Annotated in this window: 29 protein-coding genes; 18 read left to right on the top strand and 11 right to left on the bottom strand. The window is 72.5% G+C overall.

Annotation, left to right across the window (positions count from 1 at the left end; all coding sequences use genetic code 11):
• Positions 1-10 precede the first annotated feature (10 nt).
• Together FZC61_RS00570 and FZC61_RS00565 are read left to right on the top strand one after the other, a co-directional pair.
• A complete protein-coding gene (locus FZC61_RS00570) occupies positions 11-622 on the top strand; it encodes an HAD family hydrolase (RefSeq protein ID WP_246142450.1) in 612 nt (203 codons plus the stop codon).
• A 69-nt stretch (positions 623-691) separates the two neighbouring features.
• Entirely contained in the window at positions 692-1,087 is a 396-nt protein-coding gene (locus tag FZC61_RS00565) for a cold-shock protein (RefSeq protein WP_148611434.1), read from the top strand.
• Between the two features lie 307 nt (positions 1,088-1,394).
• Here FZC61_RS00565 and FZC61_RS00560 read toward each other — a convergent pair whose 3' ends face one another.
• Positions 1,395-2,888, bottom strand: a complete 1,494-nt coding sequence (locus tag FZC61_RS00560) for an MFS transporter (RefSeq protein WP_148611432.1) — start codon at positions 2,886-2,888, stop codon at positions 1,395-1,397.
• Between the two features lie 101 nt (positions 2,889-2,989).
• Between FZC61_RS00560 and FZC61_RS00555 the strand changes: the two genes are divergently transcribed.
• The gene (locus tag FZC61_RS00555; protein ID WP_148611430.1) at positions 2,990-3,787 is read left to right on the top strand and encodes a DUF3027 domain-containing protein; all 798 of its coding nucleotides are present in this window, start codon (positions 2,990-2,992) and stop codon (positions 3,785-3,787) included.
• Positions 3,788-4,459: 672 nt separating this feature from the next.
• On the opposite strand, the gene FZC61_RS00550 is transcribed toward FZC61_RS00555, so the two are convergent.
• Complete coding sequence (locus FZC61_RS00550; protein WP_246142449.1) at positions 4,460-4,756, bottom strand: DUF2530 domain-containing protein; 297 nt, start codon at positions 4,754-4,756, stop codon at positions 4,460-4,462.
• A gap of 80 nt (positions 4,757-4,836) precedes the next feature.
• On the opposite strand from FZC61_RS00550, the gene FZC61_RS00545 reads away from it, so the two are divergent.
• From FZC61_RS00545 to FZC61_RS00505, 9 genes are all read left to right on the top strand, one after another.
• On the top strand, positions 4,837-5,286 hold the full coding sequence (locus FZC61_RS00545; protein ID WP_148611428.1) for a MarR family winged helix-turn-helix transcriptional regulator: 450 nt from the start codon (positions 4,837-4,839) through the stop codon (positions 5,284-5,286).
• Positions 5,283-6,575 carry an MFS transporter gene (locus FZC61_RS00540; protein ID WP_148611426.1) on the top strand — a complete coding sequence of 431 codons (1,293 nt, stop codon included), beginning with the start codon at positions 5,283-5,285 and terminating at the stop codon, positions 6,573-6,575. Before FZC61_RS00545 ends, FZC61_RS00540 begins: the two co-directional genes overlap by 4 nt.
• Positions 6,576-6,909: 334 nt before the next feature.
• Entirely contained in the window at positions 6,910-7,284 is a 375-nt protein-coding gene (gene rpsL / locus FZC61_RS00535) for a 30S ribosomal protein S12 (RefSeq protein WP_134766928.1), read from the top strand.
• Complete coding sequence (gene rpsG, locus FZC61_RS00530) at positions 7,284-7,754, top strand: 30S ribosomal protein S7 (protein WP_134766929.1); 471 nt, start codon at positions 7,284-7,286, stop codon at positions 7,752-7,754. The genes rpsL and rpsG overlap by 1 nt, the downstream gene beginning before the upstream one ends.
• Positions 7,755-7,831: 77 nt before the next feature.
• A complete protein-coding gene (fusA, locus tag FZC61_RS00525) occupies positions 7,832-9,946 on the top strand; it encodes an elongation factor G (protein ID WP_148611424.1) in 2,115 nt (704 codons plus the stop codon).
• A gap of 94 nt (positions 9,947-10,040) precedes the next feature.
• Positions 10,041-11,234 carry an elongation factor Tu gene (tuf, locus tag FZC61_RS00520; protein ID WP_148611422.1) on the top strand — a complete coding sequence of 398 codons (1,194 nt, stop codon included), beginning with the start codon at positions 10,041-10,043 and terminating at the stop codon, positions 11,232-11,234.
• Positions 11,235-11,327: 93 nt separating this feature from the next.
• Positions 11,328-11,735 carry a hypothetical protein gene (locus FZC61_RS00515; protein ID WP_211357023.1) on the top strand — a complete coding sequence of 136 codons (408 nt, stop codon included), beginning with the start codon at positions 11,328-11,330 and terminating at the stop codon, positions 11,733-11,735.
• The gene (gene trmB / locus FZC61_RS00510; RefSeq protein WP_148611420.1) at positions 11,728-12,468 is read left to right on the top strand and encodes a tRNA (guanosine(46)-N7)-methyltransferase TrmB; all 741 of its coding nucleotides are present in this window, start codon (positions 11,728-11,730) and stop codon (positions 12,466-12,468) included. Before FZC61_RS00515 ends, trmB begins: the two co-directional genes overlap by 8 nt.
• A gap of 54 nt (positions 12,469-12,522) precedes the next feature.
• Positions 12,523-13,443, top strand: a complete 921-nt coding sequence (locus FZC61_RS00505; protein WP_148611418.1) for a homocysteine S-methyltransferase family protein — start codon at positions 12,523-12,525, stop codon at positions 13,441-13,443.
• Here FZC61_RS00505 and FZC61_RS00500 read toward each other — a convergent pair.
• The gene (locus FZC61_RS00500) at positions 13,401-14,117 is read right to left on the bottom strand and encodes a tetratricopeptide repeat protein (protein ID WP_148611416.1); all 717 of its coding nucleotides are present in this window, start codon (positions 14,115-14,117) and stop codon (positions 13,401-13,403) included. The genes FZC61_RS00505 and FZC61_RS00500 overlap by 43 nt on opposite strands.
• Positions 14,118-14,199: 82 nt before the next feature.
• Here FZC61_RS00500 and FZC61_RS00495 point away from each other — a divergent pair, with 82 nt between their 5' ends.
• Positions 14,200-15,504 carry an MFS transporter gene (locus tag FZC61_RS00495; RefSeq protein WP_246142448.1) on the top strand — a complete coding sequence of 435 codons (1,305 nt, stop codon included), beginning with the start codon at positions 14,200-14,202 and terminating at the stop codon, positions 15,502-15,504.
• Here FZC61_RS00495 and FZC61_RS00490 read toward each other — a convergent pair.
• Together FZC61_RS00490 and FZC61_RS00485 are read right to left on the bottom strand one after the other, a co-directional pair.
• Positions 15,488-16,297 carry an RDD family protein gene (locus tag FZC61_RS00490; RefSeq protein WP_148611414.1) on the bottom strand — a complete coding sequence of 270 codons (810 nt, stop codon included), beginning with the start codon at positions 16,295-16,297 and terminating at the stop codon, positions 15,488-15,490. The genes FZC61_RS00495 and FZC61_RS00490 overlap by 17 nt on opposite strands.
• 5 nt (positions 16,298-16,302) lie before the next feature.
• Complete coding sequence (locus FZC61_RS00485) at positions 16,303-17,169, bottom strand: alpha/beta fold hydrolase (protein WP_148611412.1); 867 nt, start codon at positions 17,167-17,169, stop codon at positions 16,303-16,305.
• A gap of 22 nt (positions 17,170-17,191) precedes the next feature.
• Here FZC61_RS00485 and FZC61_RS00480 point away from each other — a divergent pair, with 22 nt between their 5' ends.
• Positions 17,192-18,187: a stage II sporulation protein M gene (locus FZC61_RS00480; RefSeq protein WP_148611410.1), complete on the top strand. Its 996-nt coding sequence runs from the start codon at positions 17,192-17,194 to the stop codon at positions 18,185-18,187.
• Positions 18,188-18,377: 190 nt separating this feature from the next.
• Here the strand turns inward: FZC61_RS00480 and FZC61_RS00475 are convergent, their stop codons facing one another.
• The 6 genes from FZC61_RS00475 to FZC61_RS00450 form a co-directional block, all read right to left on the bottom strand.
• The gene (locus FZC61_RS00475; protein ID WP_148611408.1) at positions 18,378-19,670 is read right to left on the bottom strand and encodes a DUF58 domain-containing protein; all 1,293 of its coding nucleotides are present in this window, start codon (positions 19,668-19,670) and stop codon (positions 18,378-18,380) included.
• A gap of 10 nt (positions 19,671-19,680) precedes the next feature.
• The gene (locus tag FZC61_RS00470) at positions 19,681-20,688 is read right to left on the bottom strand and encodes an AAA family ATPase (protein WP_148611406.1); all 1,008 of its coding nucleotides are present in this window, start codon (positions 20,686-20,688) and stop codon (positions 19,681-19,683) included.
• A complete protein-coding gene (locus tag FZC61_RS00465; protein WP_148611404.1) occupies positions 20,685-21,818 on the bottom strand; it encodes a DUF4350 domain-containing protein in 1,134 nt (377 codons plus the stop codon). The genes FZC61_RS00470 and FZC61_RS00465 overlap by 4 nt, the downstream gene beginning before the upstream one ends.
• Positions 21,815-22,420, bottom strand: coding sequence for a DUF4129 domain-containing protein (locus tag FZC61_RS00460; protein WP_148611402.1), 606 nt, complete (start codon positions 22,418-22,420; stop codon positions 21,815-21,817). Before FZC61_RS00460 ends, FZC61_RS00465 begins: the two co-directional genes overlap by 4 nt.
• Before the next feature lie 18 nt (positions 22,421-22,438).
• Positions 22,439-23,536, bottom strand: a complete 1,098-nt coding sequence (locus FZC61_RS00455; RefSeq protein ID WP_148611400.1) for a hypothetical protein — start codon at positions 23,534-23,536, stop codon at positions 22,439-22,441.
• A 110-nt stretch (positions 23,537-23,646) separates the two neighbouring features.
• Entirely contained in the window at positions 23,647-24,138 is a 492-nt protein-coding gene (locus FZC61_RS00450) for a carboxymuconolactone decarboxylase family protein (protein WP_148611398.1), read from the bottom strand.
• A 461-nt stretch (positions 24,139-24,599) separates the two neighbouring features.
• Between FZC61_RS00450 and rpsJ the strand changes: the two genes are divergently transcribed.
• From rpsJ to rplW, 4 genes are read left to right on the top strand one after another with little or no spacing between them, the layout of a single operon-like run.
• Positions 24,600-24,908: a 30S ribosomal protein S10 gene (gene rpsJ / locus FZC61_RS00445; protein WP_008360994.1), complete on the top strand. Its 309-nt coding sequence runs from the start codon at positions 24,600-24,602 to the stop codon at positions 24,906-24,908.
• 14 nt (positions 24,909-24,922) lie between these two features.
• Positions 24,923-25,579, top strand: coding sequence for a 50S ribosomal protein L3 (gene rplC, locus FZC61_RS00440; protein WP_148611396.1), 657 nt, complete (start codon positions 24,923-24,925; stop codon positions 25,577-25,579).
• Positions 25,580-25,581: 2 nt separating this feature from the next.
• Positions 25,582-26,235, top strand: coding sequence for a 50S ribosomal protein L4 (gene rplD / locus FZC61_RS00435; protein ID WP_148611394.1), 654 nt, complete (start codon positions 25,582-25,584; stop codon positions 26,233-26,235).
• Positions 26,232-26,537, top strand: coding sequence for a 50S ribosomal protein L23 (gene rplW, locus FZC61_RS00430; protein ID WP_148611392.1), 306 nt, complete (start codon positions 26,232-26,234; stop codon positions 26,535-26,537). Before rplD ends, rplW begins: the two co-directional genes overlap by 4 nt.
• Positions 26,538-26,552: the final 15 nt, after the last annotated feature.

Here is a 26,552-nt window from a genome sequence, read left to right as displayed (position 1 = left end):
GGGTTGCCGCGTGCCCTCCCCCCTGGTCGTTGGCTTCGACCTCGACATGACCCTGATCGACACCGTGCCCGGGTTCGCCGCGGTGCTGCGGGTCCTGGGCGACGAGCTCGGGGTCGACTTCCCGATCCAGGAGATGACCACCGCGCTCGGGCCGCCGCTCGACCTGATGCTCGCCCCCCACCTGCCCGCCGCCGACATCCCCGCGGCCGGCGACCGCTTCCGTGCGCTCTACCCCGAGCACGCCGTCGCGTCGGTGCCGCTGCTGCCCGGCGCGGCCGCCGCGGTGGCCGCCGTACGCCGCCACCGGGGACGGGTGCTCGTGGTCACCGGCAAGTACGCCCCCAACGCCCGCCTCCACCTCGACCACCTCGGCCTCGAGGTCGACGGGCTCGAGGGCTGGGTCTGGGGCGTCGGCAAGGCCGACGTCCTGCGCCGCGAAGGGGCGTCGATCTACGTCGGCGACCACGTCCACGACGTCGAGGGGGCCCTGGCCGCCGGCGTCCTCAGCGTCTCGGTCCTCACCGGCGGCTGCAGCCGCGACGAGCTGCTCGACGCGGGCACCCACGTCATCCTCGACAGCCTCGACGATTTCCCGTCGTGGCTCGACGCCCACGTGGCATAAGGTGACCGTCGCCCGCCGCACGGCCGGGCACTCACGGGGTGGCAGTCACAGGTGGAGGGGACGAGCACAGTGCCCAACGGCAAGGTGAAGTGGTTCGACGTCGACAAGGGCTTCGGGTTCTTGTCCCAGGACGACGGGCCCGACGTCTACGTGCACGCCGACGCGCTGCCGGCCGGCACCACCGCCCTCAAGCCCGGCACCCGGGTCGAGTTCGGGATCGCCCAGGGCCGCAAGGGCGACCAGGCCCTCCAGGTCAACGTCCTCGACGCCCCGGCCTCCGTCAGCCGCAACCAGTCCCAGGCCAAGCGCAAGCGCCCCGACGAGATGGCCCCCATCGTGGAGGACCTGATCCGGGTGCTCGACGGCATCGGCGAGGCCTACCGGCACGGACGGCACCCCGACCCCAAGGCGGCCCAGCCCGTCGCCAAGCTGCTCCACGCCCTCGCCGACGAGCTGGCGCTCTGACCTTGGTCGCGGCTCGGGTTGGCTCGTGCCGCCGGCCCGCGTCGCCTGGTAGCGCTGCCGCCGGTCTGGCCGTGCGGGGCTGACCGGCACGGCGGCCGCCCGAACGCTCCGTTCATTGGTCGCTTGTCGAGCGGCTCGTGCCGCAGCCCCGCGTCGCCTGGTAGCGCTGCCGCCGGTCTGGCCGTGCGGGGCTGACCGGCACGGCGGCCGCCCGACCGCTCCGTGCGCCGTGTGGTCGTCCCGGTCTGTGGCCCGGGCGCCCACGTGTGGGACCTGGCGTGGATCGGCTTGGCCGATCCGCCTCTGCTCAGTCCTTGGTGAGGTGCGGGCGTTCGGGTGCGGCGGGTGCTGCCCGGCTCGGCCTGCGGGGGCGGTGGGAGAGGACGAAGAGGGTCCACAGCACCAGGACCGCCAGGGCGACGCCGAGGCCGAGGCGGGGGACCTGCGGCAGGGCGATGCCGATGAAGCCGCCGATGACCCAGGCCAGCTGCAGGGTCGTGTCGCTGCGGGCGAAGGCGCTGGCCTGCACGTGGGCCGGTACGCCGCTCTGGATCGTCGAGTCGAGCGACACCTTGGCCAGGGCCTGGGCCAGGCCGGCGACCAGGCCGAGCCCGGCCAGGGCCAGGACGCCGTAGAAGAGGGTGCCGACGAGCACGATCACGATGTCGGCCAGCAGCGCGAAGGTCACCGTCACGGCCGGGTTGATCCGCTTGAGCACCGACGCCAGGAAGATCCCGACCGCGTTGCCGACCGCGGCGCCACCGATGACGATGCCGAGCAGGACCGTCTGCCGGTCCTCCCACCCGTCCAGCGGCTTGTCGCGCAGCAGGAACGCCATGTACATCGTCAAGAAGCCCGACAGCCAGCGCGGACCGCAGTTGGCCCGCAGGGCGTAGGCCACCTGGGCCGGGATGTGGGTGCCGCGCCGCTGCCCGTCGGGGCCGCTGCGCAACGAGACCTGCTGCTCGCCCTCGGTCGAGTCGACCTCGGCCGGCAGCAGGATCGCGGCGATGGTGCCGGCGACGAAGACGACGAAGGCGTAGCGCAGCGACCACTCGGCCCCGAAGTAGGCGGCGCCCCCGGCCAGCGGCGCGGAGATACCGGCCCCCACCAGGCCGGCCAGCGAGACCCGGCCGTTGGCCTTGACCAGGGTCGAGTCGCTCGGCAACAACCGGGGGACGGCGGCCGCCCGGGTCACGCCGTAGGCCTTCGACGAGACCAGCACGCCGAGCGCGGCGGGATACAGCAGCGCCGACTCGTCGGCCACCGCGGAGGCGAGCACCCAGCACAGGAACGCGCGCATGGCGAACGTCGCGCCGATCGCCCAGCGGCGACCGTGGCTGAACCGGTCGAGGAACGGTCCGATCAGCGGGGCCACGATCGCGAACGGCACCATCGTCAGCGCCAGGAAGAGGGCCACCTGGCCCCGGGCCTCGCTCGTCGCACCGGCGAAGAACACCGTCGTGGCGAGCGAGATCGTGACCGCGGCGTCGCCGGCGGCGTTGGCGGCGTGCAGGTAGATCAGGCGGTTGAGGCCCGACTGCTCGGCGCCCTCGGCGTTGGCCGCGCGCTTGGCCTGCGACACCGCGAAGCGTCCGGCGCGCCCGGTCACCCGTGCTGTCGCCCGCACCCCGCGGGCCGTCGCCTTGGCCCCGGTGCCGAGGCCCTGGCCCACCGTGCGCGCCCGGTCGGTGCCCGACGGCCCGGGCTCGGAGCGGGCCTCGAGCGCCTCGACCTCGTCACCCAGCGACCGGGTGTCGCGGCCACCGTGGAGCGGGGCGTCGCCGGGACTGAGGGTCATGTGCCCATCCTGCCCTCCGCGACCGAGCCCGACACGCGCGACCTGCCCACCAGCCCGACCCGACCTGACAGCGCCGCGCGCGATCGGTCACACTGACGCCCGTGACGACGTCCCTCACCACCCTGGTGCGCACCCAGCCCGACACCGTGGCCGCCCGCGCGGTCGACGTCGCCCGGTCCGCCCTGCTCCAGGAGGTCCCACCCAGCGAGGTCGGCGACCACCTCGGGGTCGAGGCCGAGACCGAGGCCGAGCGCACCGTCACCCACTTCTTCGCCTGCAGCCGCCCCGGCTACGTCGGCTGGCGCTGGGCCGTCACCGTGGTCCGCGCCTACCGCCAGAAGACCATCACCGTCGCCGAGGTCGTGCTCCTGCCCGGTGCCGACGCGATCATCGCGCCGCCGTGGGTCCCCTACCGCGAGCGCCTGCAGCCCGGCGACATGTCACCGGGCGACCTGTTGCCCGTCGCCGACGACGACCCGCGCCTGGTCCCGGTCTACACCTTCGGCGACGACCCGCTCGACGCCGACGACAAGGCCCAGGTCCGCGACGTCGCCAAGGAGCTCTACGCCGGCCGCGTGCGCACCCTCTCGCGCGAGGGCCGCGACCTGGCCGCCCAGCGCTGGTACGACGGCGACGGCGGCCCCGACTCGCCGCTGGCCCAGGCCGCCCCCCAGCCCTGCTCGACCTGCGGCTTCCTGATGCGCCTGGCCGGCCCGCTGTCGGAGACCTTCGGGGTCTGCGCCAACGGCGACGCCAACGACGACGGACGCGTCGTGGCGTTCCAGCACGGCTGCGGTGCCCACTCCGAGGTGCGCCTGGCCAAGAAGCACGAGCCGCAGCCGCTGCCCGAGCACGCGCTCGACACGACCCTGGGAGCCGACGACTACGAGTCGTTCTGACTTGTCTGGTCGCGGCTCGACCGGCTCGTGCCGCAGGCCCGCGCCGCCTGGTAGCGCTGCCGCCGACCTGGCCTGGCGGGCCTGACCGGCACGGCGGCCGGTCGACCGCGACGTGCGCCGTGTGGTGGCGTTGGTCGGTGGCCCGGGCGCCTGGTGATGCGTCCGGCGGCTCGACCGGCTCGTGCCGCAGGCCCGCGCCGCCTGGTAGCGCTGCCGCCGACCTGGCCTGGCGGGCCTGACCGGCACGGCGGCCGGTCGACCGCGACGTGCGCCGTGTGGTGGCGTTGGTCGGTGGCCCGGGCGCCTGGTGATCCGTCCGGCGGCTCGACCGGCTCGTGCCGCAGTCCCGCGCCGCCTGGTAGCGCTGCCGCCGACCTGGCCTGGCGGGCCTGACCGGCACGGCGGACGGTCGACCGCGACGTGCGCCGTGTGGTGGCGTTGGTCGGTGGCCCGGGCGCCTGGTGATCCGTCCGGCGGCTCGGCCGGCTCGTGCCGCAGTCCCGCGCCGCCTGGTAGCGCTGCCGCCGACCTGGCCTGGCGGGCCTGACCGGCACGGCGGACGGTCGACCGCGACGTGCGCCGTGTGGTCGTGTTGGTCGGTGGCCCGGGCGCCCAGTGACCGGATCGGTGCTGTGGTCGGCCCACGATCGAGTCGGACACGGTGCGGTCGGCCTACTCGGGGTTGAGGTCGGCGTCGCGCTCGTGGCGGGCCTGGCGGCGGCGTCGGCAGTACTCCAGGCCGAACAGGCCCAGGCCCATGCCGGCCAGGCACATCCACAGCCACCAGGTGTGGCCGTCCTCGCGCAGCCGGCCGTAGAACGGCAGCAGCCCGAGGAAGGCCAGGAAGAAGATCGCGGTGCCGACCTCGACCGTGCGCACGCCGTCGACGTCGAGGGGCTCGACGTCGGCCAGCACATAGGTCTTGTTCCTGAACTCGTGCTGCATCGGTTGGTCGTCGCGGAGCTCCACGGCCACAGCGTACGCCGGGGGAGCAGCCGGGGTCTGCAGCCCAGGAATGATTAGCATGGGTAATGAGTTAGGCTAACGACATGCCCACCGTCGAGAAGGCCTCCCGCACCGACCCGGGGCTCGCGTCCGAGCTGCGGATGTCGGTGATGCGGCTACGCCGTCGCCTGGCGGGGGAGCGTCACCCCGACAACCAGCTCAGCCTCAACGCGATGGCCGTGCTCGCCGGGCTCTACCGCCACGGCGACCTCAGCGTGGGCGACCTGGCCGCCCGTGAGCGCGTCCAGCCGCCGAGCATGACGCGCACCGTGACCTGCCTCGAGGCCGACGGCTACGTCGAGCGACGACGCCACGAGACCGACGGCCGCCAGGTCGTGGTCGTGCTGACCGACCTCGGGCGCCAGACGCTGCTCGCCGACCGTCGCCGCCGCGACGAGTGGCTGGCCCGGCGGCTGCGCGACCTGACCCCCGACGAACGCGCCGTCCTGCGACAGGCGGCCCCGATCCTGGAGAGACTGGCCAACGCCGAATGAGCCCCACCTTCCGAGCCCTGCGCAACCACAACTACCGCCTCTACGTCGCCGGCACCCTGGTCTCCAACACCGGCACGTGGATGCAGCGCGTCGCGCAGGACTGGCTGGTGCTGACGCTCGGCGGGGGCGGCACCGCCCTCGGCATCACCACGGGTCTGCAGTTCCTGCCGGTCCTGCTCCTGTCGCCGTACGCCGGCGTCATCGCCGACCGCTTCCCCAAGCGGCGGCTGCTCCAGGTCACCCAGGGCGCGATGGGCGTGGCCAGCCTGCTGCTGGGCCTGCTCGCGGTCTCGGGGGTCGCCCAGACCTGGCAGGTCTTCGTGATCGCGTTCGTCTTTGGCGTCGGCTCGGCCTTCGACGCCCCCGCCCGCCAGTCGTTCGTCTCCGAGATGGTCGGGCCCGACGACCTCACCAACGCGGTCGGCCTCAACTCCGCCAGCTTCAACCTGGCCCGCATCCTCGGCCCGGCCCTGGCCGGCCTGATGATCCACGCCCTGGGCGACGGCACCCGCGCCACCGGCTGGGTCATCCTCCTCAACGCCGTGAGCTACCTCGCGATCATCGCCCAGCTCCAGCGCATGGACCTCGCCCAGCTCCACCCGTCCCGGCCGACCGGACGCCGCCCGGGGGCCCTGCTCGAGGGGGTCCGCTACGTCCGCAGCCAGCCGCGGATGGTGATGATCCTGGTGCTGGTCTTCTTCGCCGGCACCTTCGGCATGAACTTCATGATCACCTCCGCGCTGATGGCCACCCAGGTGTTCGGCAAGGGCGCGGGCGAGTTCGGGGTGCTCGGGTCGGCCCTCGCCGTCGGGTCCCTCACCGGCGCGCTGATGGCCGCGCGGCGGGTCAAGGTCCGCCTGCGGCTGCTCCTGTTGGCCGGGACCGGCTTCGGGGTCGCCCTGCTCGTGGCCTCGACCCTGCCGACCTTCACTGCGTTCGCGCTGTTCGCCCCGGTCATCGGCTTCTGCACGATCACGATGCTCAACTCCGCCAACGCCACCATCCAGCTCAGCGCGGCCCCCGAGCTGCGGGGCCGCGTGATGGCGCTCTACATGACGATCGTCATGGGTGGCACCCCGCTCGGCTCGCCCGTGATCGGCTTCGTGGGAGAGCACTTCGGGGCCCGCTGGACCCTCGTCGCCGGCGGGCTCTTCACGCTGCTCGGCGTGGCGCTGGCCGTCGGCGTCTACGCCCGGATGACCGGCGGCTGGCGCCGCCTGCTCGCCGGGTCGCGTACGCCGGGTGGTCGGGTCGAGGACGTCGCGCCGGAGCGGGTCGCAGCGACGTAGGTGGGGGGCGTCGTCGGGTTCCGAGACTCGGCTGCGGTTGGTCCGGTTTCGTCGGCGCTCGGACCGCTCCTCGTTCCTCGGAGCGCTCCGTGCTCGCTCAACCTCCCCGCTGTCGCGGGACCCGCTCGTCCCTCGCGGGTCCCGCGGCGGTGAATTTGCTGGGGCGGGGGGCGGCCAGTAGCCTTGGCCCTCGTGTGTCCGGCCCGTCCGGACACCTTCGTCCGCCCGTCGTGCCCACTCGTGGGCCCAGGGCTCGCGGGGCACGCCTTACGAACGTGACATCCGTGCGCGGCAAGGTGCCGTCACTGAGAGTAGACCGAAAGGGAACCACCAGGTGCCCACCATTCAGCAGTTGGTCCGCAAGGGCCGCCAGGACAAGGTGTCCAAGAACAAGACGCCTGCCCTGAAGGAATCCCCCCAGCGTCGCGGTGTCTGCACCCGCGTCTACACCACCACCCCGAAGAAGCCGAACTCCGCCCTCCGCAAGGTCGCCCGCGTGCGTCTGAGCAGCGGCGTCGAGGTCACGGCCTACATCCCGGGCGTGGGCCACAACCTCCAGGAGCACTCGATCGTGCTCGTCCGCGGTGGCCGGGTGAAGGACCTCCCCGGTGTCCGTTACAAGATCATCCGCGGCTCGCTCGACACCCAGGGTGTCAAGAACCGCAAGCAGGGCCGCAGCAAGTACGGCGCCAAGAAGGAGAAGAGCTAATGCCCCGCAAGGGTCCGGCCCCCAAGCGGCCGATCGACATCGACCCCGTCTACGGGTCGCAGCTCGTCTCCCAGCTCGTGAGCAAGGTGCTGCAGGACGGCAAGAAGCAGGTCGCCCAGCGCATCGTCTACACCGCGCTCGAGGGATGCCGCGAGAAGAACGGCACCGACCCGGTCGTCACGCTCAAGCGTGCGCTCGAGAACGTCAAGCCGGCCATCGAGGTCAAGTCCCGCCGCGTCGGTGGCGCGACCTACCAGGTCCCGATCGAGGTCAAGGGCACGCGCGGCACCACGCTGGCGCTGCGCTGGCTCGTCGGCTACGCCGCCGACCGCCGCGAGAAGACGATGCACGAGCGGCTCATGAACGAGATCCTCGACGCCTCCAACGGCCTCGGTGCCGCGGTGAAGAAGCGCGAGGACACCCACAAGATGGCCGAGTCCAACAAGGCCTTCGCCCACTACCGCTGGTGATCATCGGACGGGGGTGCCCCCGCGGCACCTCCGTCCTCCACCAGTCCACCTCAGACCTCTAAGGAACGCTGACAACAGTGGCTGTCAACATCACCACCGACCTGAATGTCGTCCGCAACATCGGCATCATGGCGCACATCGACGCCGGCAAGACCACCACCACCGAGCGCATCCTCTTCTACACCGGCATCAGCTACAAGATCGGTGAGGTCCACGAGGGTGCGGCCACGATGGACTGGATGGAGCAGGAGCAGGAGCGCGGCATCACGATCACGTCGGCCGCGACGACCTGCTGGTGGAAGGACCACCAGATCAACATCATCGACACCCCCGGGCACGTCGACTTCACCGCCGAGGTCGAGCGCTCGCTGCGCGTCCTCGACGGCGCGGTCGCGGTCTTCGACGGTGTCGCCGGTGTCGAGCCCCAGACGATGACCGTGTGGCGCCAGGCCAACAAGTACTCCGTGCCGCGCATGTGCTTCGTCAACAAGCTCGACCGCACCGGTGCCGACTTCTTCCGCTGCGTCGACATGATGGTCGACCGCCTCAACTCCACCCCGCTGGTCCTGCAGCTGCCGATCGGCGCCGAGTCCGACTTCCTCGGTGTCGTCGACCTGGTCGGCATGCGCGCCCTCGTGTGGCGCGGCGAGACCAAGATCGGTGAGGACTACGAGATCGAGGAGATCCCGGCCGACCTCGCCGAGCAGGCCGCCGAGTACCGCGAGAAGCTCGTCGAGACCGTCGCCGAGACCGACGACGCCATCATGGAGCGCTACCTCGACGAGGGCGACGTCTTCACCGTCGAGGAGCTCGAGGCCGCGATCCGTCGCGCCACCCTCGCCGACAAGCTCAACCCGGTCCTGTGCGGCACCGCGTTCAAGAACAAGGGCGTCCAGCCCCTGCTCGACGCGGTCGTCAAGTACCTCCCGAGCCCCCTCGACATCGACGCGATCATCGGTCACGACCCGCGCGACGAGGACAAGGAGATCCGCCGTCTCCCGTCCGACGACGAGCCGTTCTCCGGCCTGGCCTACAAGATCGCCACCGACCCGCACCTCGGCAAGCTGATCTACGTCCGCGTCTACTCCGGCAAGCTCGAGGCCGGCGCGACCGTGGTCAACTCGGTCAACGGCCGCAAGGAGCGGATCGGCAAGGTCTACCAGATGCACGCCAACAAGCGTGAGGAGATCGCGTCGGTCGGCGCCGGTCAGATCGTCGCCGTCATGGGTCTGAAGGACACCAAGACCGGCCACACCCTGTGCGACCCCAGCAACCAGGTCATCCTCGAGTCGATGACGTTCCCGGCCCCGGTGATCGAGGTTGCGATCGAGCCCAAGACCAAGAGCGACCAGGAGAAGCTCGGCACCGCCATCCAGCGGCTGTCCGACGAGGACCCCACGTTCACCGTCAAGGCGGACGAGGAGACCGGTCAGACGATCATCGCCGGCATGGGCGAGCTCCACCTCGAGATCCTCGTCGACCGGATGAAGCGCGAGTTCCGCGTCGAGGCGACCGTCGGCAAGCCTCAGGTGGCCTACCGCGAGACCCTGCGCAAGGAGGTCACCAAGCACTCCTACACCCACAAGAAGCAGACGGGTGGCTCGGGCCAGTTCGCCAAGGTCGTCGTGGGTCTGGGCCCCAACATCGACCCCGAGACCGGTGTCGGTGCCGGCTACGAGTTCGTCAACGCCGTCTCCGGTGGCCGCGTGCCCAAGGAGTACATCCCCTCGGTCGACCAGGGTGGCCAGGAGGCCATGGAGTTCGGCGTCCTCGCCGGCTACCCGATGGTCGACGTGAAGTTCACCCTCGAGGACGGCGCCTACCACGACGTCGACTCGTCGGAGCTGGCGTTCAAGATCGCCGGCAACCAGGCCTTCAAGGAGGCCGCCCGCATGGCCAAGCCCGTGCTGCTGGAGCCGATGTTCGCCGTGGAGGTGACCACGCCCGAGAGCTTCCTGGGCACGGTCATCGGCGACATCAACTCCCGGCGCGGTCAGATCAGGGCCCAGGAGGAGCGTCACGGTGACATGGTCATCGACGCCCTTGTGCCCCTGTCCGAGATGTTCGGGTACGTTGGCGACCTGAGGTCCAAGACCTCCGGCCAGGCTTCGTACTCGATGGAGTTCGACTCGTACGCCGAGGTTCCCACGAACATCGCCGACGAGATCATCAAGAAGGTGCGGGGCGAGTAGGTCCCCTCCCTGACGGAGACCCTGCGCGTCGCAGCCCTCGGCGCACCACCCATCAGTACGAGTCAAGTACCAACCCACACCAGGAGGAGCCCCCGTGGCTAAGGCGAAGTTCGAGCGGACCAAGCCGCACGTCAACATCGGCACGATCGGTCACATCGACCACGGTAAGACGACCCTTACCGCGGCGATCACCAAGGTCCTGCACGACAAGCACCCCGACCTCAACGCCGCTTCGGCGTTCGAGGACATCGACAAGGCTCCCGAGGAGCGTCAGCGCGGCATCACGATCTCGATCGCGCACGTCGAGTACCAGACCGAGGCGCGCCACTACGCGCACGTCGACTGCCCGGGTCACGCCGACTACATCAAGAACATGATCACCGGTGCTGCGCAGATGGACGGCGCGATCCTCGTGGTCGCGGCGACCGACGGCCCCATGCCGCAGACCAAGGAGCACGTGCTCCTGGCCCGCCAGGTCGGCGTCCCCGCGATCGTCGTCGCGCTCAACAAGTGCGACATGGTCGACGACGAGGAGCTCATCGAGCTCGTCGAGATGGAGGTGCGCGAGCTCCTCAGCGACTACGAGTTCCCGGGCGACGACATTCCCGTGGTCCGCGTTGCTGCCTTCCCGGCGCTCCAGGGCGACGAGAAGTGGGGCGAGTCGATCATCGAGCTGATGAACGCGGTCGACGAGGGCATCCCGACCCCCGAGCGTGAGACGGACAAGCCGTTCCTCATGCCCGTCGAGGACGTCTTCACCATCACCGGTCGCGGCACGGTCATCACCGGTCGCATCGAGCGTGGCATCGTCAAGGTCAACGAGGAGGTCGAGATCATCGGCATCCGCGAGACCGCCCAGAAGTCGACCGTCACCGGCGTCGAGATGTTCCGCAAGCTGCTCGACGAGGGCCAGGCCGGCGAGAACGTCGGTCTCCTGCTTCGTGGCACCAAGCGCGAGGACATCGAGCGCGGCATGGTCGTCATCAAGCCGGGCACCACGACCCCGCACACCAACTTCGAGGCCTCGGTCTACATCCTCTCGAAGGAGGAGGGCGGTCGTCACACGCCGTTCTTCAACAACTACCGTCCGCAGTTCTACTTCCGGACCACCGACGTCACCGGCGTCGTCACGCTGCCCGAGGGCACGGAGATGGTCATGCCGGGCGACAACACCGAGATGTCGGTGGAGCTGATCCAGCCCATCGCCATGGACGAGGGTCTGCGTTTCGCGATCCGCGAGGGTGGCCGCACCGTCGGCGCCGGCCGGGTCGTCAAGATCACCAAGTGATCACCTGATCCGCACGCGTTGCCCCCAGGGCCTTCGGGCCCTGGGGGCTTCGTCGTTTTTCTGCCCCCGCGCCGATCGTGGAACGCTGGCCCCATGAGCCAGTCGCCCCACCCCGACGACCCCGAGCGGGGCCCGGAGCAGCCCGGCAACCCCTACTTCCCGCAGCAGCAGGGCGGTGCGGCCGGCCCCTACGGTCCGTACGGCCTGAGTCCGACCGGCGTGCCGTGGGGCCCGCCGCCCGACCACCCCCGGGCGACCACGGTGCTCATCCTCGGGGTGCTCTCCTTCGCGCTGTGCCAGGCGATCGCGCCGTTCGCCTGGGTGATCGGCGGTCGCACGCTGCGCGAGATCGACGCCTCCGGCGGCCGGTGGGGCGGCCGGTCCCAGGTCAAGGTCGGCTACGTCCTGGGCATCGTCGGAAGCGTCCTGCTCGCCCTCGGGGTCCTGCTCGGCGTGGTCTACCTCGTCGTGCTCGTCGCGGCGGTCTCGACGAGTGCCTGAGCAGCCGCCGGACGCCGGGTCCCGCCCGGCTCGTCCCCACCACAAGCTCACCGACGACGGCCGGCGGGTGCGCGAGGTCCTGACCTACAGCCGTCGTGGCAGCCGCTTCACCCCGCGTCAGGCCGCGGCGTGGGAGGCTCACCACGACGCCTGGGTGATCCCCGACGAGGCCGTCGACGAGCCCGGGTTCTCGTGGGCCCGCGCCTTCGGTCGCGAGGCGCCGCTCGCGATCGAGATCGGGTGCGGCATCGGCGAGGCCACCGCGGCCCTGGCCGCGACCCGGCCGGGCACCAACGTGCTCGCGCTCGAGGTGTGGCGCCCCGGAGTGGCCGAGACGCTGGGCCGGGTGGCTGAGGCCGGGCTCGACAACGTGCGGGTGTGCGGCATCGACGCCGTCTGGCTGCTCGAGCACCTGGTGGAGCCCGACAGCCTCGACGAGCTCTGGACCTTCTTCCCCGACCCGTGGCACAAGGCCAAGCACCACAAGCGCCGCCTGGTCGCCCCGGCGTTCACGGCCACGGCCACCCAGCGCTTGCGCCCCGGCGGGCGGTGGCGGCTGGCGACCGACTGGGCGGCGTACGCCGAGCAGATGGTCGAGGTGCTCGACGCCGAGCCGGCCCTGGTCGGCGGCGTCGTGGAGCGCTGGTCCGAGCGGCCGGTGACCAAGTTCGAGCGCAAGGGGCTGGCGGCCGGTCGGACGATCACCGACCTGGCCTACGTCAGGTCACGCTGACGTCGGACTCCTCGACCTGCTAGAACGGGTGTCCGGCCTGCGCGAGGAGCAGCGATGACCACTCGCTTCGTCACCGACGGCGGTCTCGAGACCGACCTGATCTTCCACCACGGCGTCGACCTGCCCGAGTTCGCGGCCTTCCCGCTGCTCGACGCGGCCGGTGGGCGCAGATTGCTGACCGACTACTACTGCGCGTACGCCGCGGTGGCGGCGCGGGCGGAGGTGGGCCTGCTCCTCGAGACACCCACGTGGCGGGCCAACCCCGACTGGGGCGCCCGGGTCGGCTTCGACGCTGCTGCGCTCGCCCGCGTCAACCGCGACGCCGTTGGGTTCCTGCGTGCGCTGGACACGGCCGGGTGCACGACCGTGGAGGTCAGTGGGACGTTGGGTCCGCGTGGTGACGGCTACCTGCCCGGCCCCGCGGTCGACCCGGACGAGGCGGCTGACTACCACCGGCCCCAGCTCCGCGCCTTCCGTGACGCCGGCGCCGACCGGGCGACCGCGCTCACGCTGACCGACGTGGGTGAGGCCGTCGGGATCGCCCGCGCCGCGGCCCACGTGGGGCTCCCGGTGGCGCTCGGGTTCACCGTCGAGACCGACGGCCGGCTGCCCGGAGGCCTGACCCTCGCGCAGGCCGTGGCCCGGGTCGACGCCGACACCGCCCCGAACTACTACCTGGTCAACTGCGCCCACCCCGACCACGTCGCGCGCGGCCTCGGTGACGACGGACCGTGGCGCCGCCGGATCCAGGGCCTGCGGGTCAACGCCTCGCGACAGAGCCACGCCGAGCTCGACGAGGCCACGGTGCTCGACGACGGCGACCCGGTCGAGTTGGCGACCGACCACGCGCGTCTCGTGCAGGAGCTCCCGGCGGTGCAGGTCGTGGGCGGGTGCTGCGGCACCGACGTCCGCCACGTGGCGGCGCTGTGGGGTCAGCCCCCCGACGTCATCAGCGCGATCTCCTCGTCGACGTAGGGATCCGTCTCGCCCGCGGCGTCGAGCTCGGCCTTGAGGGCTCTCTGCACGGCGAGGGCGCTCTCGGTGTGCCCGAGCTGACGCAGGGACCAGCCGATCATCCAGCGGGCGACACGGGTGCGGGCGGCGTCGCCGGTGCGCTCGCGGGCCACCAGGGCGTCCTCGAACGCGGCCAGGGCAGCGCCCCAGTCGCCCACGTCGGCGTGGGTCATCCCGATGTTGTGCAGCAGGCTGGCGTCCCAGTCGCGGGCGGCGGCGTCGTGGGAGGCGCGGGCGATCGCGAGCGCCTCGTGGTGACGCTGCAGTCGGTCCTCGGGCGGGGCGACGAGCGCCACCATGTGCAGCGCGTCGACCCGCAGGGCCTCGAGCCCACCGGCCGCCGCGGCCGCCGCCGCCGCGGCGAACAGCGGCTCGGCCTCGTCGGGCGACCCGGCCGAGCGCCGCAACCGACCACGCTCCAGCAGCACCCGCGTGGCGACCTCGGGGTCGTCGGTCGCGACGGTGTCGAGCAGCGCGTGCGCCTCGGCGTACCGTTCCTGCAGGCCGAGGGCGCGCACCACCTGGGTGGTCAGCACTCGCGTCTGCACCGGGTCGGGTGCGTCGGCCGCGGCCGCACGGAAACGGGCCTCGGAGGCGGCCGGGTCGTCGAAGTCCCACAACGCGGTGACGTCCATCGCGCCAGTCTGGCAGCGGATCGACGTCCGCTGTCCGTCGAGCGCGGCGCGTCCGAGGTCGCCGCCGCTCTAGGCTGCCCCGGTGAGCACCGACGTCGAGCCACTGCGCCGGGTGCGGGTGCACCGGGCCTGGTGGGTCGCGGCGGTGACGATGGCCGCGCTGGTCGCCGCAGCCGGGTTCCGCTCCTCGACCGGGGCGCTGCTCGAGCCGCTCGAGGACGACTTCGGCTGGTCGCGCGGCACCACCTCGGGCGCGGTCAGTCTCAACCTGATCGTCTACGGCCTCACCGCGCCCTTTGCCGCGGCGCTGATGGAGCGCTTCGGGGTCCGCCGCGTGGTCGCGGCGTCGCTCACCCTGGTGGCGGTCGGCTCCGGGCTGACCCTGGTCATGCAGCAGGCCTGGCAGCTGTGGCTGCTGTGGGGCTTCGCGATCGGCGTCGGCACCGGGGCGCTGGCGCTGGTCTTCGGGGCGATCGTCGCCAACCGCTGGTTCGTGCGGCACCGCGGCGTCGTGGTCGGGGTGTTCTCGGCGGCGAGCTCGACCGGCCAGCTCGTCTTCCTGCCCGCCATCGCGCACCTCGCCGACGGGCCGGGCTGGCGCTGGGCGGCCGGGCTGGTCGCGGCCTTCGCGCTGCTGCTGGTGCCGCTGGTCCTGCTGGTGCTGGCCGACTCACCGGCCGCCGTCGGCACCACGGCGTACGGCGCCGACCCCGACGCCCCACCCCCGACCGCGCCGGTGCCCACCCGAGGCGCGGCCCGCACCGCGATCGACACGCTGCGTGAGAGCGCGCGGTCGAAGGTGTTCTGGATCCTCTTCGGCACGTTCTGGATCTGCGGCTGGTCGACCAACGGGCTGATCGGCACCCACTTCATCGCCGCCTCGCACGACCACGGGCTGCCGCAGACGACGGCGGCGTCCCTGCTGGCGCTGATCGGCATCTTCGACATCGTCGGCACGATCGCCAGCGGGTGGCTCACCGACCGCGTCGACAGTCGCTACCTGCTCCTCGTCTACTACCTGTTGCGCGGGCTGTCGCTGCTCGCGGTGCCCTACCTGCTCGCCGGCGTCGTGCACCCGAGCCTGTTCGTCTTCATCGTCTTCTACGGCCTCGACTGGGTCGCGACCGTGCCGCCGACCGTCGCGCTGTGCCGCGCCCACTTCGGGGTCGAGCGGGCCGGGGTCGTGTTCGGCTGGGTCTTCGCCGCCCACATGGTCGGCGCGGGCGTCGCGGCCAGCTACGCCGGGCTGGTCCGCCAGGAGACCGGCGACTACTTCGGCGCCTGGATGACCGCCGGTGTGCTCTGCCTGGCCGCGGCCGCCGCGGTGCTGCTGATCCCCCCGACGCGCGAGCCGAGCACCGAGGCCGCGCTCACCGCCGCGACGTGAGCCGGTGCCGCTGCGCGGCCTGTCGCTGCAACCGGGCCAGGTCGCGCTCGCGCCGCGACCCGACCACCGCGGCCAGGAAGTCCTCCGGCCGGGTGCCGGGGGGCGGTGGCGGGGCGACGTGGGCGCTGACCTCCTCGGCCAGGCGGGCGCCCACCGCGGCGCGGGAGGCGGGGTCGAGGGTCGCGGCGCGACCGAGGTACTGGCGGCAGGCGAGCGCCAGCCCGGTCGGCAGCGCGGTGATGTCGGCACGCGCGGCCCAACCGACCAGGTGGTGCGGCACCATCGGTGGCGACGGCAGCGACAGCGGCACGCGGGTGCGTACGACGTAGGTGCCGGCGGCGTAGTCGCCCAGACGCTTGCCGCGCGGGCTGAGCAACATGGAGAAGAAGGCCGGCACGCCGAACAGGACGTAGACCTCGACGACCCCGATCAGGGTGCGGGTCAGCGCGTGCTGGAAGGAGACCGGGCCCGCGTCGTCGCGCACCGCCCGCAGCCCCAGGGCGAGCTTGCCCACCGAGCGGCCACGGGTCAGCGTCTCGAGGGCGGTCGGCGCGACGACCAGGACGAGCAGCGTCACCGCGATCACCGCGGCCTGCGCCAGCGCCGGGTCGGTGTCGACCGAGGCGACCGCGAAGACCACCAGGACCACGACCAGCGCCCCGAAGGTCACCGCGACGTCGATCAGCCCGGAGGCCATCCGCGAGCCGAGGCTGGCCGGGGGGAGGTCGAGCGCCACCGCCTCACCGGTGACGAGGTCGTCACTGGTGGTCGTCGCGAACTCGGGACCGGCCATGCCCGTCAGTCTCCCAGGTCGCGGTGCAGGGGGCGGGCCAGCGTGCCGAGGACCTCCGGCCAGTGGCCGACCAGTGTCGTCAGGTGGGTGGTGCCGGGGCGCACCACGACGGCGGGGGCCGCCAGGCGGGCGGTCCAGGCGGCCGTCGCGCTGGCGGGCGACCTCGCGTCCAGCTCGCCGAACCACAGGTGCACGGGGCAGCTGACCTCCTCGGGCGCGTGCTCCCACGGCGACAGCAGCAGCGCGGCGTCGCGCAGGTAGCCCTCGGGTGAGGCGAGGGCCTCCCGGACGCCAGCGGCGACACCCGCCCGCCCGGCCCGCGCGAGGAGCTCGGCGGCGTCGGCCGGGGGCAGCCGGTCGAGGAAGCGGCCGGCCAGCGCCGTGTCGTCGGGGTCGTCGGGGGCCAGCGCGGCGACGTACGACGCGAAGCCGGGGCGGTAGCGCTCGACCTTGTCCGTCACCGTGCCCGTCTCGGGCGGCGGGGTCTGCAGCGCGACCAGGCCGAGGGCCGCCACGCGTTCGGGGTGACGCGCCGCCACCGCGACCGCGTAGGAGCAGCCCACCGACATGCCGAGCACGGCGAACCTGTCGGCCCCGAGCGAGCGGGCGACCGCGACGGCGTCGTCGGCCACCGAGCCCTGGGTCGAGGCGTGCGGGTCGGAGTCGCCGTAGCCGGGACGGTTGACGCACAGCAGCCGTACGCCGAGCCCGGCGGCCGCCTCGTGGCCGGTCATCGCGACGTGGCGCGTGTCGGGACAGCCGTGCAGCACGACGACGAGCGGGCCGGTCGTCGCCCCTCCGACCCAGACCTGCGCCCGGCGACCATCGGGCAGGGCCACGACCTCCGAGCTCGTGGGCCCGGGTCCGCTCATGGCCCCAGATTAGGGTGAGCCCGTGGACCTCGACGCCTACGTGCTCGCGCACGCGCACGACTGGCAGCGCCTCGAGGAGCTGACCGCGCGCCGTACCCTCGACGGGCCCGGGAGCGACGAGCTGGTCGAGCGCTACCAGCAGGTCGCGACCCACCTGTCCGTGGTCCGCACGTCCGCGCCCGACAGCCACCTGATCTCCTACCTCTCCTCGCTGCTGGCCCGAGCCCGCATCCGGATGGTCGGCACCCGCACCAGCACCTGGCGCTCCTTCGCGCGGTTCTTCACCCACCGCTTCCCGGCCGCGCTCTACCGGCTGCGCTGGTGGTGGCTCGGGTGCCTGGCCGCCAACGTCGTCCTCATCGCCGTGGTGATGCTCTGGCTGCTCGACCACCCGAACGTCGAGCAGTCGCTGCTCTCGCCGCAGGAGGTCGACCAGCTCGTCAACAGCGACTTCGAGCGCTACTACGACGAGAACCCGGCGCACAGCTTCGCCACCCTGGTCTGGCTCAACAACACGCGGGTCGCGGCGCTGTGCATCGCCCTCGGGGTGTTCGGGGGGCCGGTGGTGTGGCTGCTGTTCACCAACGTCCTCAACGTCGCGATCGTCGGCTCGATCATGGTCCGCGCCGACCGCGGGCAGGTCTTCTTCGGGCTGATCCTGCCCCACGGCCTGCTCGAGCTGACCGCGATCTTCGTCGCCGGCGGCGTGGGGCTGCGCCTGTTCTGGTCGTGGATCGAGCCCCGCGGGCTGAGCCGCGCCGCGTCGCTGGCCCGCGAGGGCCGCACCGCCGTCACCGTCGCGATGGGTCTCGGCGTCGTGCTGCTCGTCAGCGGCCTCATCGAGGCCTTCGTGACGCCCTCACCGCTGCCCACCTGGGCGCGCCTGGCGATCGGGGTGCTCGCCGAGGCGGTCTTCCTGGCCTACGTGTTCGTGCTCGGCCGCCGCGCCGTCGCCGAGGGCGAGACCGGCGACCTGTCGGCCGACCTGCTCGAGGACACCGTCGCCACCCAGGCCTGACCCCAACGGTGGTCGAGGTGCGACGAGCGCCCGCGAGGAGCCTCGAGACCCGGTGGGCGATGAGCAACCCCGCCGACCCACGCGGTCACCAGGCAACGACAGTGCGGGGTCTCGAGGCTCGGGCCTGGCGGCCCTCGCACCTCGACCACCGTGGTGCCCGACGCTGCCGGGTCGCTGGTCGTGCGACGCGTCAGAGCAGCCCCTGCGCCTTGAGCGACAGGTAGTGGTCGGCCAGCGCCGGTGGCAGCCGCTGGGCGTCGGCGTCGACCACGTCGACGCCCAGCCTCGTCAGCAGCTCGCTGGTACGCCGTCGGCGGGCGACGGCCTGCTCGGCGGCCGCGGCGTCGTAGACGTCGTCGATGGTCTCGCGGAGCGCGGCGAGGCGGTCGAGCTCGGGGTCGCGCACCGAGGCCAGCACCACGCGGTGGTGGCGGGTCAGGGTGGGCAGCACGCTGAGCAGGCCCTCCTCGATCGCGCTCGGCTCGAGCGGGGTGAGCAGCACGACCAGGGCCCGCTGGCGACCGAAGCCCTGCACCGCGCCGGCCAGGGCGTCCCAGTCGGCCTCGGCGATCACCGGTCGGAGGTCGGCCATCGCGTCCTGCAGGGTCGCGGCGACGTCGCGGCGCCCGGCCGAGCGCAGGCGGGAGCGGACCCGCCGGTCGCCGGCCACGAAGTCGATCCGGTCGCCGGCGCGGGCGGCGAGCGCGGCGAGCAGCAGCGCGGCGTCCATCGCGGAGTCGAGCCGCGGGACGTCGTCGACCCGGCCGGCCGACGTACGGGAGGTGTCGAGGACCAGCACGACCCGCCGGTCGCGCTCGGGCTGCCAGGTGCGCACCACGACGTTGGTGGTGCGGGCCGAGGCGCGCCAGTCGATCGAGCGGACGTCGTCGCCCCGGACGTACTCGCGCAGCGAGTCGAACTCCGTGCCCTGCCCGCGCACCCGCACCGCCGAACGACCGTCGAGGTCGCGCAGGCGCGCCAGCCGTGAGGGCAGGTGCTTGCGCGACTCGAAGGGCGGCAGCGACCGGACCGTGCCCGGCACGTCGATCGTCTGCTGGCGCGCCACGAGACCCAGCGGACCCGGCAGGCGCACGGTGACACCGAGCGCGCGCAGGTCGCCGCGGCGCCGGGGGAGCAGCGGCGTCGTGAGGCCCGCTCGGTCGCCGGGCGCGAGGCGGATCGGGTGCCGGTTGCTGGTGGCGCCGGCGGTCGGCTGCCACGCGTCGCGTACGACGCCACGCACCGTCCGCGTCGAGTCGTTGGTGACGACGACCAGGGACTCGGCCGGGTGCCCCGTGCGCACCGACCCGGTCGGGCGGCGGACCACGCTGAGCGACGACGGCCGGGGCGCCAGGAGCAGGTCGAGACCGCAGAGCAGCAGCACGAGCAGCAGCCACAGCCACACCGAGCTGCCGGCCGGTCGCACGAGCACGGCGACCAGCCCCAGCAGCACCAGCAGGGGAGTGCGACCGGTGAGCGCCATCAGCCCGCCATCAGCGCGGGACCGGGACGGAGCCGAGCGCCGAGGCCAGCACCTGCGCCACGTCGACGCCCTCGAGCTCGGCCTCGGGTCGCAGGCCGAGCCGGTGCACGAGCGTGGCGTGGGCCAGGGACTTGACGTCGTCGGGTGTCACGAAGTCGCGGCCGGAGAGCCAGGCCCAGGCGCGGGCCGCACGCAGCAGGGCGGTCGCGCCGCGCGGGCTGACGCCGAGCGACAACGAGGGCGACTCGCGGGTGGCCCTGGCGATGTCGACGATGTAGGCCGCGACCTCGGGGCCGACCTGCACCGTGCGCACGGCGCGCTGCCCGGCCTCGATGTCGGCGCCGGTGGCGACCGCGGTGACACCGGCGGCGCGCACGTCGCGCGGGTCGAAGCCGGCGGCGTGGCGGTGGAGGATCTCGATCTCGGCGTCGCGCCCGGGGATCGGCAGCACCACCTTGAGCAGGAAGCGGTCGAGCTGCGCCTCAGGCAGCGGGTAGGTGCCCTCGTACTCCACGGGGTTCTGCGTCGCCGCCACCAGGAACGGCCGCGGCAGCGGGTGAGTGGTGCCGTCGACCGACACCTGGCCCTCCTCCATCGCCTCGAGCAGCGCCGACTGGGTCTTGGGCGGCGTCCGGTTGATCTCGTCGGCCAGCAGCAGGTTGGTAAAGACCGGCCCGCCGCGGAACGACAGCTCGCCGGCGTGGGAGTCGATGACCATCGAGCCGGTGATGTCGCCCGGCATCAGGTCGGGGGTGAACTGCACCCGTCGCGTCTCGACCGACAGCGAGGCCGCGAGGGTGCGGACCAGGAGGGTCTTGGCGGTGCCGGGCACACCCTCCATCAGTACGTGGCCCCCGCACAGCAGCGCCACCAGCAGCCCGGACACGGCGGCGTCCTGGCCGACGACGGCCTTCGCGACCTCGTGGCGTACGGCGACCAGCCGCTCGCGCGCGGCGCCGGCCGCGGCGGGGGAGTCCGGGGCGTCCGGGGCGTCCGGGGTCTTGTCGAGCGACGTCATGAGCGGCGTACCTCTTCCTCGAGTGCGGCCAGGGCAGCGGCCAGGCTGATCAGGTCACGGTCGGTGGCGGGCGGGCGCGCGGTGGCGGCGAGGAGGTCGGCGACCTCGGCCTCGGGCCGCCCGACGTGGCGGGCCACGTCGCGCACCAGGGTCTGCTCGTCGGTGGCGGGGCCGAGCCGCATCCGCGTGCGCACCCGCGCCCGGGTGGCGGCGCGCAGGGTCGCGGCGGCGTGGCCGCGGTCGCCCGAGCGCCGGTAGAGCCGGCCGAGGCTACGCGTGGTCTCGATCGCCCTCACCACGACGGGCAGCGGCTCCGTGGCGAGCGGCCCGAGCCGGCGTCCGCGCCAGAGCACCAGCGCGAGGACCACCAGCACCAGCAGCCCGAACCCCGGGCGCACCCAGTCGGGCACCAGCGACCAGAAGTCGACGCCGTCGTCGCCGACGAGGTCGTCGTACGACGCGACGTACCAGACCACGCGGGCCTGCTGGCCGAGCAGGCGCAGCGCCACCGCCGCGTTGTCGGCGCGCAGCACCTGGTCGTTGGTCAGCAGCTGGGGCGCCCCGAGCAGGGTGAGGTCGTCGACCGTCACGAGGGTGTCGTCGAAGCAGCCGTCGCCGGGCATCCGGGTGGCGCCGTCGACCTCGATGTCGAGGCCGGCGTAGCGCGGGTCGTCGCACGACGCGGCGACCGGCTGCTCGGTGTCGGCGTCACCGGCCGAGCCGGGTAGGCCGAGCAGGTCGAGCAGCGCCGGGCCGGGGTCGACGACCACGACGGTCGCGCCGGCGGTGTCGCGCCGCAGCCGCTCGACCGTGCTCGCGCCGAGCTGCTCGGCCGAGGTGACGACCACCGTCGTGCCGGTGCCTGCGCCGGCGTCGGCCAGGGCGCCGGCCGACCGGACGACGTCGAGCTCGACGCCCTGGTCGGACAGCACCCGGGCCACGGCGCGGGCGCCGTCAGTGCCCGCGTTGTCGGGGTCGTACGTCGCGTCGCGGCCGGTCTGGCCGCCACCGGTCAGCAGCGCGACCACCACCGCGAGCACCAGGAACGCGGTGACGACCAGCGCGGTGCGGTGGCGCCGCAGCAGGCCGAGCGGAGTGGCCCGACGCGTCCGGTCGGCGACGTCGGTCACCGGGTCGCCGCCAGCTCGACGTCGAGGTCGAGCACCGCGACGGCCTGCTCGCGCGAGGCCGGGCGCTCGCCGTACATCACGGCGTCGAAGAGGTCGGCGCCCGCAACGGTGCGACCACGGAGCTGGGGGTACTCGCGCGCCAGCACGGCCGCGACCTCGTGGGCGGTCACGCCGGGGGAGTCCTCGAGCCGGCCGCGCTCGACCTGGCGTCGGGCCAGGGCCCGGAACCCGTCGACGACCGCGTCGGCGTGGCGTCCCTCGGCGAGGGCGAGCTCGGCGCGCGCCCGCAGCCGGGCGGCGCCGACGACCTCGTCGCCCAGCACGTCGCCGTCGCGGCCGCCGGGCCGCCGCGCCGTACGCCGGGCGCGCGAGGCGAGGAACCCCAGGCCACCGACGAGGGCCACCACGACCACGGTGAGCGCGAACCACGTCAGCGTGGGGAGGTCGCGGGCGCCCTCGACCGAGCCGTCGACCTGGCGCCCGATCCAGTCGAGGACCCGTTGCAGCAGGTCGTCGGAGACGTAGTCGGGATTGGCGAGCTCGCGGCGCAGCAGCCCGCGGGCCTCGTCGCCCGACGGGTCGAGCGGGGGCTCCAGCCTCACGCGACCCTCATCGTCTCGTCATCGGTCGAGCACCCCGGCCTGCCGCATCAGCTCGACGTCGTAGCCCTCGGTGCGCATCCGCTGGTCGAGGTACTGCAGGCTCGTCACCGTCGAGGTGAACGGCGCGACGAACGCCGTCGAGGCGACCTGCGCCAGCGCGCTGCCGAGGATGGTGACGAAGAGCGCCAGGTCGCTCGGCACGGCCAGCGCCCCGATGCTGCCGCCGAGCGAGAAGGGCACGCCGAGCAGCTGCCCGGCGAACGCGCCGATGACGAAGGTGAGCAGCGCGATGCCGAAGATCCGCCAGAAGCCACCCCGGGTCAACCGGTAGCCGCGACCGATGCTGGCGACGACCCCCAGGCCCTCGAGCATCAGGGCGGGCACGGGCAGGTAGTAGACGCGGATCCAGAACCACCCCATGACGGCGGCCAGCACCGGGACGGAGAAGACGATGAGCAGCACGGCCGCGAGCGTCGGGGCCAGCACCACGACGAGCGTGACGTAGAGCGCGTAGCCGACCAGGATCAGCATGGTCGCGAGTCCGAGCAGGACCGCGAGTCCGACCAGGCGCCACCGGCGGCCGTGGGTCGCGGCCCAGGCCTCGCCCAGGGTCAGCCGCCTGCCGACCGCGGCCGCCGCCGTCACGTGGACGACCATGCCGGTGACCAGGATGAGGCCGAGGCCCTGCAGCAGGGCACCGAGGGCGTAGGAGCCGTACGCGGTCACGAAGCCGATCACCTGGTCCTCGCCCGGGTCGGTGGCCGTCGGGTCGTAGGTCAGCCCGACCGTCCAGGTCAGCACCCCGACCACGAGCACCGGGATCGCCATCGCGACCGCCGCCACCAGGACCGAGGCCCCCACGGTCGCCCTGGGGTTGAAGCGGATGATCCGGAACGCCGCGTCGTAGATGTCACCGAGCGAGAGCGGGCGCAGCGGCATCGCGCCCGGCTTGTGGGCCGCCCCGAGCATCCCGCGCGCAGGGACCCACCCGGGGGCCGGTGGCGGCGGCAGTGGCTGCGGCGGGTACGACGGGGGTCCCCACCGCGGGGCGACGGGCTCGTCGGGCACGGGCGCACCCGGCGGCGGGGGCGGGCCGGGAGGCGGGAAGTCCGACATGGCTCCTCATCGCTGGTGGGCGGGGAGGTCATCTTGTCAGGTCGTGACGACCTTTCCGGTCCGAGCCGGTCCGAGCCGGTCCGAGCCGGTCCGAGCCGGTCCGAGCCGGGTCAGCGCGAGGAGAGGTGACCCGGCAGCACGCACGCCTCGTCGAGCCCGAGCACCCGGTTGAGCCGGCCGAAGGCGATCCACGACCCCAGGCACATCGTGAGCTCCACGACCTCGCGATCGGTGTAGACCGTCTTGAACCGCGTCCAGAACTCGTCGTCGAGCCCGTGGTGGTCGAGGGCGAAGCGCTCGGCGTACTCCGCGGCCAGCCGGGTGCGCTCGTCGAAGGCCTCGGTGGTGTGCCAGTCGGTGACCGCGTCGGCGAAGGCGTCCTCGACCGTGACGCCGTCCCGCTCGGTACGCCAGTCCTGGCAGAACAGGCAGCCGTTGAGCTGCGCGATCCGCAGCCGCGCGGCCTCGAACTCGCGCAGCCCGAGGGTGCCGTGCTCGTAGACGCTCTGGGCGAAGCCGGCCGCGGCCGGACCGATGCCGGGCACCATTCGACCCCAGACGTGCGTCAGCGGGTCGGTGCCCTCGGGCACGTCGATCCTCATCGGTGCTCCGCGCCCCTCGGAAGGTAGAACGTGTTCTCGTTCAGCATGGGCTGACACTACGGCGGGAGCCCTGCCCGGGCCAGTGCCGGGCGTCCGCGACTGGGTCCCTGCCCGCCCCGCAGCAGCCGATCGCCGTCGAGTTGGACACCACGCCGATCTCTGCCAAGATATCCAGGTTGCTCCGGCGGGTTGCCGGGGTGCGGCAGGTCTTGACTTCTGAATCGCGTCTCCCAGCACGACCCTCACGGGTTGCGCCGTGACGTGGTGGTTGGCACCGGCCGCACCGCACCAGGAGACCCGATCAGCACACCACCGCTGGCCGCGGATCGCGAGATCCACAGCCTCGAGGCAGTCGCGCGCGGCCCGTCATGTCCCAGATATGGCGACACGCCCGACCGCGGGGGTGGGGAAGCGGAGCCCAGACCCATGACGCAGGACGAGCGAGTAAGGACGAGCTACCTATGGCGGGACAGAAGATCCGCATCAGGCTCAAGGCCTATGACCACGAGGTGATCGACACCTCGGCGCGCAAGATCGTGGACACCGTCACCCGAACGGGTGCGAAGGTCGCCGGCCCCGTGCCGTTGCCGACCGAGAAGAACGTGTACTGCGTCATCCGCTCGCCCCACAAGTACAAGGACTCCCGCGAGCACTTCGAGATGCGCACCCACAAGCGCCTCATCGACATCATCGACCCGACGCCCAAGACCGTCGACTCGCTGATGCGCCTCGACCTGCCTGCGGGCGTCGACATCGAGATCAAGCTCTGAGGTCCAGGAGAGCCATGACTACCGAACGCAACGTCAAGGGACTGCTGGGCACCAAGCTCGGCATGACCCAGCTGTGGGACGACAACAACAAGGTCGTCCCGGTCACCGTCCTCGCGGTGAGCACCAACGTCATCACCCAGGTCCGCCTGCCCCAGCCCGACGGCTACAACGCCATCCAGGTCGGCTACGGCGAGATCGAGGGTCGCAAGATCACCAAGCCGCAGGCCGGTCACTTCGACAAGGCCGGCACCACGCCGCGCCGCCACGTCGTCGAGATCCGCACCGCCGACGCCTCCACCTACACCGTGGGCCAGGAGCTCCCGGTCGACACCTTCGCCGCGGGCGACGTCATCGACGTCACCGGCACCAGCAAGGGCAAGGGCTTCGCCGGTGTCATGAAGCGCCACGGCTTCCACGGTGTGGGCGCCTCGCACGGTGCTCACCGCAACCACCGCAAGCCCGGCTCCATCGGCGCCTGCGCCACCCCGGGTCGCGTCTTCCGCGGCACCCGCATGGCCGGCCGCATGGGTAGCGACGTGGTCACCACGCAGAACATCACCGTCCACGCGGTCGACGTCGAGAAGGGCCTGGTGCTCGTCAAGGGCGCCGTCCCCGGCCCCAAGGGCGGTCTGGTCATGCTCCGCTCGGCCGCCAAGAAGCAGGAGGTCTGAACATGGCTGTCAAGACTGTCAAGGTCGACCTCCCCGCCGAGATCTTCGACGCCAAGGTCAACGTGCCCCTGATCCACCAGGTCGTCGTCGCCCAGCGCGCCGCCGCCCGCCAGGGCACCCACGCCACCAAGACGCGCGCCGAGGTGCGCGGTGGTGGACGCAAGCCCTACAAGCAGAAGGGCACCGGCCGCGCCCGCCAGGGCTCGACGCGTGCGCCGCAGTTCGCCGGCGGTGGCGTCGTCCACGGCCCGCAGCCGCGCAGCTACGACCAGCGGACCCCCAAGAAGATGAAGGCCGCCGCCCTGCGCGGTGCCCTGTCCGACCGGGCCCGCAACGAGCGCATCCACGTCGTGGAGTCGATCGTCAGCGGTGACAAGCCGTCGACGAAGGCGGCGCTCAAGGCGCTGGCCGAGCTCTCGTCGCGCACGAAGTTCCTCGTGGTCCTCGAGCGCACCGACACCGTCACCTGGCTCTCGCTGCGCAACGCGCACGAGGTCCACATCGTGGCCGTCGACCAGCTCAACACCTACGACGTCCTCGACTCCGACGACATCGTGTTCACGCAGGGCGCCTACGACGCGTTCGTCGCCCACGCCACCAAGGCCTCCGCCGGTCCGGCTGTCGGCCTCGACAAGACCGAGGAGGGCGACAAGTGAGCACGATCCACAAGGACCACCGTGACGTCCTGATCGCACCCGTGGTGTCCGAGAAGAGCTACGGCCTGCTCGACGCCAACAAGTACACCTTCCTGGTGCACCCCGAGGCCAACAAGACCGAGATCAAGATCGCGGTCGAGAAGATCTTCAACGTCAAGGTCACCTCGGTCAACACGCTCAACCGGGTCGGCAAGACGCGCCGCACCAAGTCCGGTCTGGGCAAGCGCAAGGACACCAAGCGCGCGATCGTCAGCCTCGCCGAGGGCCACCGCATCGACATCTTCGGGGGTCCGGTCTCCTGACCGGGTTCCGAGAGG

Source organism: Nocardioides rubriscoriae (assembly GCF_008087085.1).
Lineage (GTDB): Bacteria > Actinomycetota > Actinomycetes > Propionibacteriales > Nocardioidaceae > Nocardioides > Nocardioides rubriscoriae.
The sequence above is the reverse complement of the archived record's forward strand: the minus strand, read 5'-3'. Positions and strand labels throughout refer to the sequence as shown.

What these genes read in the sequence shown, in the direction of transcription:
- FZC61_RS00560 (WP_148611432.1), bottom strand. Translation starts at nt 2,888, where the DNA reads ATGACCCTCAGTCCCGGCGACGCCCCGCTCCACGGTGGCCGCGACACC.
- FZC61_RS00545 (WP_148611428.1), top strand. Translation starts at nt 4,837, where the DNA reads ATGCCCACCGTCGAGAAGGCCTCCCGCACCGACCCGGGGCTCGCGTCC.
- FZC61_RS00540 (WP_148611426.1), top strand. Translation starts at nt 5,283, where the DNA reads ATGAGCCCCACCTTCCGAGCCCTGCGCAACCACAACTACCGCCTCTAC.
- rpsG (WP_134766929.1), top strand. Translation starts at nt 7,284, where the DNA reads ATGCCCCGCAAGGGTCCGGCCCCCAAGCGGCCGATCGACATCGACCCC.
- FZC61_RS00515 (WP_211357023.1), top strand. Translation starts at nt 11,328, where the DNA reads ATGAGCCAGTCGCCCCACCCCGACGACCCCGAGCGGGGCCCGGAGCAG.
- FZC61_RS00505 (WP_148611418.1), top strand. Translation starts at nt 12,523, where the DNA reads ATGACCACTCGCTTCGTCACCGACGGCGGTCTCGAGACCGACCTGATC.
- FZC61_RS00500 (WP_148611416.1), bottom strand. Translation starts at nt 14,117, where the DNA reads ATGGACGTCACCGCGTTGTGGGACTTCGACGACCCGGCCGCCTCCGAG.
- FZC61_RS00490 (WP_148611414.1), bottom strand. Translation starts at nt 16,297, where the DNA reads ATGGCCGGTCCCGAGTTCGCGACGACCACCAGTGACGACCTCGTCACC.
- FZC61_RS00485 (WP_148611412.1), bottom strand. Translation starts at nt 17,169, where the DNA reads ATGAGCGGACCCGGGCCCACGAGCTCGGAGGTCGTGGCCCTGCCCGAT.
- FZC61_RS00475 (WP_148611408.1), bottom strand. Translation starts at nt 19,670, where the DNA reads ATGGCGCTCACCGGTCGCACTCCCCTGCTGGTGCTGCTGGGGCTGGTC.
- FZC61_RS00470 (WP_148611406.1), bottom strand. Translation starts at nt 20,688, where the DNA reads ATGACGTCGCTCGACAAGACCCCGGACGCCCCGGACGCCCCGGACTCC.
- FZC61_RS00455 (WP_148611400.1), bottom strand. Translation starts at nt 23,536, where the DNA reads ATGTCGGACTTCCCGCCTCCCGGCCCGCCCCCGCCGCCGGGTGCGCCC.
- FZC61_RS00450 (WP_148611398.1), bottom strand. Translation starts at nt 24,138, where the DNA reads ATGAGGATCGACGTGCCCGAGGGCACCGACCCGCTGACGCACGTCTGG.
- rpsJ (WP_008360994.1), top strand. Translation starts at nt 24,600, where the DNA reads ATGGCGGGACAGAAGATCCGCATCAGGCTCAAGGCCTATGACCACGAG.
- rplC (WP_148611396.1), top strand. Translation starts at nt 24,923, where the DNA reads ATGACTACCGAACGCAACGTCAAGGGACTGCTGGGCACCAAGCTCGGC.
- rplD (WP_148611394.1), top strand. Translation starts at nt 25,582, where the DNA reads ATGGCTGTCAAGACTGTCAAGGTCGACCTCCCCGCCGAGATCTTCGAC.